Source organism: uncultured Methanobrevibacter sp., from assembly GCF_937906425.1.
Lineage (GTDB): Archaea > Methanobacteriota > Methanobacteria > Methanobacteriales > Methanobacteriaceae > Methanobrevibacter.
Window position 1 is genome coordinate 1 of record NZ_CALCYR010000138.1, and the last position, 4,676, is coordinate 4,676.

A 4,676-nucleotide genomic window follows, 5' to 3' on the forward strand; every position below is an offset into this window, starting at 1 on the left:
TTTAATATTTTTAATTATTTTTCACTATTTCTGTCTTTTAAATTTTTAAAATTTTTAGATTTTAATTATTTGCTTATTTTGGTTTTATTTTTAATTTAAAGTTCATATAATTATAAATAAAACGTCTTTACGGCAATTATGGTGCCTTCAAGACTTGCAAAGTAAAAGTGCATTTCATCTCCCAGTACCGCCGGACAATCACAGAATATGAATCCTAAATGAAGGAAGGAATCAACTAAAAAAATAAGAAAGAATAAGACATAAGGTCAAGCGTTGAAGGCAATTTGGAGTATTCCAAATAGAAAAGGAAGTGGTCATTGGGAGAAAAACAGAGGAGCGAATAAACTTAAGGCGCAGTTGCTCATAATTATACAACTTAGAAAATTAAAAAGAAAACAGAAAGGAAGATTTATTAGATTTCTGTGAAAGTGAATCTGTTAAAATCGAATTGCAGCTTAAAGTAACAGTTTTCTAAATCCGAAAATTAGAAAATAGGTTTTGGAGGATGCACTTGAAAAAATAAGCTGAAGGTTTTAATAACTAATTCGAGATCATAAGGTTTATGGAGTATTGCTTGCATTAAATAATATAATTCCTTAAATGAAAATGGTATAATTACTTAAATGAATATGGTATAATTACTTAAATGAATATGGTATAATCACTCAGAATTGTGGTTTTGACTTAAGTAAAAAAAGCAAGTTTGGACTTATTTTTCTTTTTAAATTAGATTTATTGACTAAAACTATTAAAACTACTTTTCAAAGGTTATTTTAGTATATAAATCATCAAGGGTCTTTTCACATTTGTCCTTTTTCAGTTCACATTCCCAGACCGTGATTACCTTCCAGCCCATCTCTTCAAGCTCTTTAATGTTACGCTTGTCGCGCTGTCTATTTCCATAAAGCTTATTCTCCCAATACTCTACATTGGATTTTGGAATTGAAGCATACTTGCATCCCTCATGAAGATGCCAGAAGCAGCCATGAACAAATACTATTGTATTGTATTTCGGAAGCACAACATCAGGCCTTCCAGGATATCTCTTGTCATTCTTTCTAAACCTTAGCCCTCTTGAGAAGAGATAGCTTCTTACCATAATCTCAGGCTTGGTGTCCTTGCCTCTAATGCGTGACATTATGTAGCTTCGTGTCTCTTTATCAAATATGTCTGCCATTAAATCCCCTAAAGATTTTTTTAATTTGGCATTGTTTTTTCTTTTTAAATTAAAAGTTTATGTTTAATTGGGCATTGTTTTTTCTTTTCAAAATAAAAGTTTACGAAACTTTTATATTTTATCAAGATAATATTATAGTATTGTATAGTCCCGTAGGGTAGTGGCAATCCTTTTGGGCCCTGGACCCGAAGACAGCGGTTCGACTCCGCTCGGGACTATTTTTAATAGCTTATTAATCATACAAAGTATCATAATTAATAAACTTTTTTTTCACATTCTTATTATCAACATCCACTCTTTCACGGTATATGCACTCTCCGTATTTAACTTGTTCTTTGTATACTTCAAATACTGCATAATCCGCTTTTTCATCTAAATACACTATATATGGAACATCCCCAAGATAGCAGTGTCCCATATATTTGCTGTCATCATACAATTCTTTTCCATCTTTTGAGTAGAATATAACATTTATTTCATGTTTTCCATAGCTTTGTTCCTTGTAATTAATTTCATATCCTTTAGATGTAGTGATGTTTGAGTGATACTGGGTTGAATAAATGTATCTGTTAATTTCCAAATCATATATGGCAACTGATTCAGACATTGAATCAATTGCTGCAGGCACAACTACAGTGGCTAAAATTATTATTCCAAGAACAATCAGAATTCCCCAAAAGCAAGTCTTTCCAAAGTTGCTATCATTTTCACTTGCAGATTTATTTCCTGCACTGCTAGTTGATCCATATCCCGGAACATAGTCTGAATGACTATTGTAGTTTCTTCCATACATCTTTTCCGTATCGCTGGCTCCATAATGATAGTCAGCATTCTGCATGAAAAAGTCATCGTCACCTATCATAAATTTACCCCCTTAATTATTTTACATCCTGTTATTTTATATCTTAACTTACAACAGGAATCTTCTATTTTTATCTTCTCTTTTTTTTCTTCCCATTCATTATTTTTATCTATTTCAAGCCAAAATCCTCTTTTATACAGTCATTTCATTTATAACTTGTTTGAAAAATAATAATTGAACAGTTGTATAATTATTTTATTTTTTCTTATTTTTAAATTTAATCAATATTCTAAATCATTGAACAAGTCATTAAATCATAATTTCCGATTTCATTGAACAGGTCATTAAATCATAATTTGATTTTTTTAACATAGTTATTTTAAAGATTTAAATTTAAAAAAGAGAAAAAGAGAGTTTGGATTTAAACTCTTATTTTAAATATTTATTTTTAGGCTTTTTTTAATAATATAATCTATTTTGCCTGGAATTTATACAATTCCAAGACTCTTTCTAATAACATTATCTATTTCAGTTTTGAATTCTCCAACCGGAATTACACTCATATTAAAATTTTTGCTTAGTATATAAGCTGCAGTTCTATTCAATATGTCTGTTAAAACCATAAATGAATGATCCTTATCTAAACCGATTATGTCTGCAACATTAGAATATTTATTAATGTACTGTTGATAGTTTCCAGTTTTTCCCTCTATCCAAAATATTTCATCATTAATTAAAAAAACCACATCTAATTCGAAATCATCTCCATTAGGAAGTGTAATTTGAGGATTGATTAAGTAGGTATATTCTATATCTGTTTCCATTGAGTTTAAGCAAGTTTCTATTGTTTTTCTAATAAAAATTTCCAGCCAGTGTCCTGTGAGGAAGTTAATTGCAATAGGGATCTTATTAGGTGTTGCATGCAAAAAATATTTTGGAGACTTTTCATATTTGTATTCGGATAAGAATGCAATGTCATAAAGGTTTGTGCATAATTGACATGATGATGAAATTTCACTTTGTGTTGCATTTTTCATGCTTAAATGAAAACCGCTTGACCTGTTCAGATATGTTTTAATATTTTCATAAAGCCTTCGTATGTCTTTATATCTTTCTCCCATAAATATTGAAATATTGTCTAATGACCTGTCTTCATCTTTAAAATCCACAAATGTTTTAACGTTTATTCTTTTTTCTTTTAATTTATCAATCAAAACCTCATTGCTTATTCTTTTATGGCTGAATTGAGGCAAGTGCAGGTCATTAGGGTTTGCTAAAAGACTGTTTATATTATTCAAATCGTTATTCAAATAATTAGTTGGAATATTTTCAATAGGCTTGCAGATTTCTGTAGCAATGTTTTCTGCAGGGTTAGTATTTTCAATTAATTGATTGTTAAGGTTATTTTGGCTGTTTTTTATAGTGTTAAGATTGTTTTCATTTAACTGATTATTGTTGCTATTAGTAATTGTATTTTCAAATTTTAAGGTCATTGGCTGATTCATTGTATTTGTAATAATGTTTAATGAATTTGATATAAGCTCTAAGGAATTAGCTATTCTTTTCAATGTATTTAATTCTTCTTCATTCATTTATTTTCCCCCTTATCTTTTTTTTAAAATTCATTCTATTTTCATTTTTTTTAATGTTTTTTAGCTGTTTATTTTTATGTTTTAATGGATTTTAAAAAAATTTTTATTGGATTTTAAAATAATTTTTAATGGATTTTTAAAAAATGTTTTATTGATTTAAAAAAAATAATCATCAAGCAAAGAGTATAATAATCATCAAGCAATCCAATAAGATATTACTATAGTTGAATGACTTAAAAAAAATTCCTAATAAAAATGATTTGTTGGGATTAAACTAATTTTTCTAAAAAAATTAACGCAAAAGTGAGAATGGATCTGATGAAAAAATAAAAAAAGAAAAATAGTGATTTATAAAATTATATTTCTCTTATGAAATTAACAATCATAAATACGCTAATTTTATAATCAATAAATTCTTTGAAATAATCAAATTCCTTTTCAAGTTTATTTTCTTTATCTAAACATTTTAAGAGATAAAAATAAGTTCCAAATAAGACTACAGGCCCAAAATTATCAAGAAGTATCTTAGCCATTCTTTTTGATTTTTTAGCATCAAGCTCTCTGATTAGATAATCTAATTTAAAATAGAATTCTTCAGCAGAAAAACCTTCTGCTTTTTCCATGTCACGAACTCCATCTTTCAAGTCCTTTCTTAAATTTCCATTTTCATCTTTATAATCTAAACCTATATTTTTACTTTTCATAATTAATTACCTCAAATATCGTTACAGTATTAAAGGGAATTGATTATATATAAAGGTTTTCATTTACTTAAATAAATGACCGAGTATTGCAATTTTTTAGTCTATCTGTAAAACATAATGAAAATGGACATTATGCAATTATTTAAAACTATAAAAGATAATGAATTTTATCAGTTATAATAGGTTTAAGATTGCTGATATGCTTTTATAAATAGCAAAAATATTGGATAAGGATGCAATGCAATCATTTTCATTTCATTTCATTTCATTTACTCATTGATTTATTCCTTTTAATATTTTCCTCATCATATGTGTGTTTGGAGTTATAAATAATGATAAAAAAGTCTTTAGGGGCCTGAATTTTTTGGTGGAAAATTCCTATGAATTTTCCTTATTTTTAT

Annotated in this window: 4 protein-coding genes and 1 tRNA gene; 1 reads left to right on the top strand and 4 read right to left on the bottom strand. The window is 27.5% G+C overall.

The features are described 5' to 3' along the window. Positions 1 to 754: 754 nt before the first annotated feature. Positions 755 to 1,177, bottom strand: coding sequence for a very short patch repair endonuclease (locus tag Q0138_RS03900; protein ID WP_297981192.1), 423 nt, complete (start codon positions 1,175 to 1,177; stop codon positions 755 to 757). A gap of 146 nt (positions 1,178 to 1,323) precedes the next feature. Here Q0138_RS03900 and Q0138_RS03905 point away from each other — a divergent pair. Beyond that, positions 1,324 to 1,395: transfer RNA gene (locus tag Q0138_RS03905), tRNA-Gln, on the top strand. A gap of 14 nt (positions 1,396 to 1,409) precedes the next feature. Here the strand turns inward: Q0138_RS03905 and Q0138_RS03910 are convergent. From Q0138_RS03910 to Q0138_RS03920, 3 genes are all read right to left on the bottom strand, one after another. Further along, positions 1,410 to 2,039, bottom strand: a complete 630-nt coding sequence (locus tag Q0138_RS03910; protein WP_297981195.1) for a hypothetical protein — start codon at positions 2,037 to 2,039, stop codon at positions 1,410 to 1,412. A 428-nt stretch (positions 2,040 to 2,467) separates the two neighbouring features. Continuing rightward, positions 2,468 to 3,571, bottom strand: a complete 1,104-nt coding sequence (locus Q0138_RS03915) for a hypothetical protein (protein WP_297981197.1) — start codon at positions 3,569 to 3,571, stop codon at positions 2,468 to 2,470. 356 nt (positions 3,572 to 3,927) lie between these two features. Further along, a complete protein-coding gene (locus Q0138_RS03920; RefSeq protein WP_297981200.1) occupies positions 3,928 to 4,275 on the bottom strand; it encodes a hypothetical protein in 348 nt (115 codons plus the stop codon). Between the last annotated feature and the right edge of the window lie 401 nt (positions 4,276 to 4,676).